Below are 1,913 nucleotides of genomic sequence, written 5' to 3' on the forward strand. Positions count from 1 at the left end.
GGCGGGCAGCGGCAGCAACGGAAGGCCGCCGAGCAGCCGTTCCACCGGTACGCGCGGCTCCTCGCCGGCCCCGCACAGGTCGCAGGCGCGCAGATGGCGCGCGAAGCGCTTGCGCCACAGCCCGCCGGGATCGCCCGGCCACCGCTCGGTCAGCGCGTCGAGCCCCACACAGCGCCCCGGGGCTCCGTGCAGCACCCGGACGATGGAGCGTGCGGTCTCTATCTGGTCCCTGAGCCGGTGCACCCGTACCGCGGTGTGCCGCTCGGACAGGCCCAGCGCCGCCGCCAGTTCGGCCCTGCTGATCTCGCCGGTCGCCTCCAGCCACCACAGCGCCAGAAGGGTGCGGTCCTCCTCGTCGAGCCACCGGGTGGCCTCGGCGACCTCACGCCGCTGGTCGGTGAGGCCGAGCCGCAGAATGGTCATGGCGGCGAAGTCGGAAGCGGGGTCCTCGACACTGTCGGCCGCGTCCAGCGAGGCGGTACGGCGCAGCGCCTTCGACCGGCGCTGCTCCCGCTCGCGCACCTGACGGACGGCGATGGCCACCGCCCACGACCGGAAGGCGTCGGGGTCGCGCAGCCCGCCGAGGCCGCCGACGATCCGTACCAGCGTCTCCTGGACCACGTCGTCGACATCGCTGTGCCCGTCGAGCGCACGGCCCACGATGTTGTAGATCAGTGGCATGCAGGAGGCCACCAGCGCGTCCAGGGCGTGCTGGTCGCCCTCGCGGGCGGCCAGCACGGTGCCACGGTCGGGTCCACTGCGGTCACTTCGGTACACGACGCTCCACCTTGTTCTCGTCCGGTTCACCCAGGAGACCGTGCGGGACGGTCCTGGACAACAGAAAACGGGATGTGGATTTTCCGCGTGCGTGCACGTACGCGCCCGCGAGGGCGCGCCTGTGGTGGGATCAGCGGCGGCGGCCGCTGCGCGCGGCCCAGCCGGTGCCTATCCCGGCGACGTGCAGGGCGAGGCAGGTAAGTCCGAGGTACAGCAGGCTCGTCGGGGTGAAGACGGCCGTGTCGACGCTCGTCTCGGTGGCGTTGAGAATGAAAGCGATGCCGAAGAGCACTGCTGCTACGAAGCCCAACATCTGTTTACTCCCGATGAGTTCGGCGGCCGGTCACGTCGGAAGGTGGTGACCGTGCTGCTTGCCGCCGGGTGCCCCCTTCCCCACCGATCAGTCACCCGCCCGTATACCGGAATGGCAACGGTCGCCTGCCCGCCCTACGCGAGGGCGGAGCCCTGCCACAACAGCAGTGCCACATCGACGGCGGCGACCAGGATCGCCGCGAGGAACGGCACCTTGGGGCGACTACGGCCCAGCAGCGAACCGGCGAAGGCCACGACGACCACCACACCGACAGCCACACCGCCCCACGTGCTCGGCCGGCCGAAGGCGAGCAGCACCGTCGCCGCCACCAGCGGGGCGGGCAGCAGCCACCGTACGGCGGTGGGACCGAGCCGTTGCGGGCCGCCGCGCACACCGGTGGCCAGATCGGCCTCGATGTCCGGCAGTACGTTGCCGAGATGCGCGCCCACCCCCACCAGCGCGGCGGCGGTGACGATCCACCAGGCGGGCGCGGGCGTGCCCGGCAGACCGAGCGTCACGAAAGCGGGCAGCGAGGCGAATCCGATCGCGTACGGCAGCCAGGACAGCGCCGTCGACTTGAGCCCGAGGTTGTACGCCCAGCCGGCCACCACACCGACCAGATGCACCACGCCTGCCAGCAGCCCGTAGCCGAGGGAGAGCGGCACGCACAGCGCCAGCGCGACCACGGCGGCGGTCCGCACGGCGCGCGCGTTCACGGAGCCGCCCGCCACCGGTTTGTCGCCCCGGCCTGTCGCGGTGTCACGCGCCGCGTCGATGGCGTCGTTGCTCCAGCCGATCGACAACTGCCCCGCCAGCACGGCGG

General features: G+C 72.1%; 3 protein-coding genes. All 3 read right to left on the reverse strand.

All coding sequences use genetic code 11. From position 1 onward, the window contains the following. Positions 1-777: sigma-70 family RNA polymerase sigma factor (locus tag HY68_RS31635; RefSeq protein WP_041998252.1), on the reverse strand; the 777-nt coding region annotated here is incomplete at its 3' end. Between the two features lie 130 nt (positions 778-907). Then, positions 908-1,090 (reverse strand): hypothetical protein, encoded by a 183-nt coding sequence (locus tag HY68_RS31640; protein WP_041998254.1) that lies wholly within the window; start codon positions 1,088-1,090, stop codon positions 908-910. A gap of 134 nt (positions 1,091-1,224) precedes the next feature. Continuing rightward, positions 1,225-1,913, reverse strand: a 689-nt coding sequence (locus tag HY68_RS31645) for a UbiA family prenyltransferase (RefSeq protein WP_041998256.1), incomplete at its 5' end; no start/stop codon positions are given.

The sequence above is a fragment of the Streptomyces sp. AcH 505 genome (genome assembly GCF_000818175.1).
Taxonomy (GTDB): Bacteria; Actinomycetota; Actinomycetes; order Streptomycetales; family Streptomycetaceae; genus Streptomyces.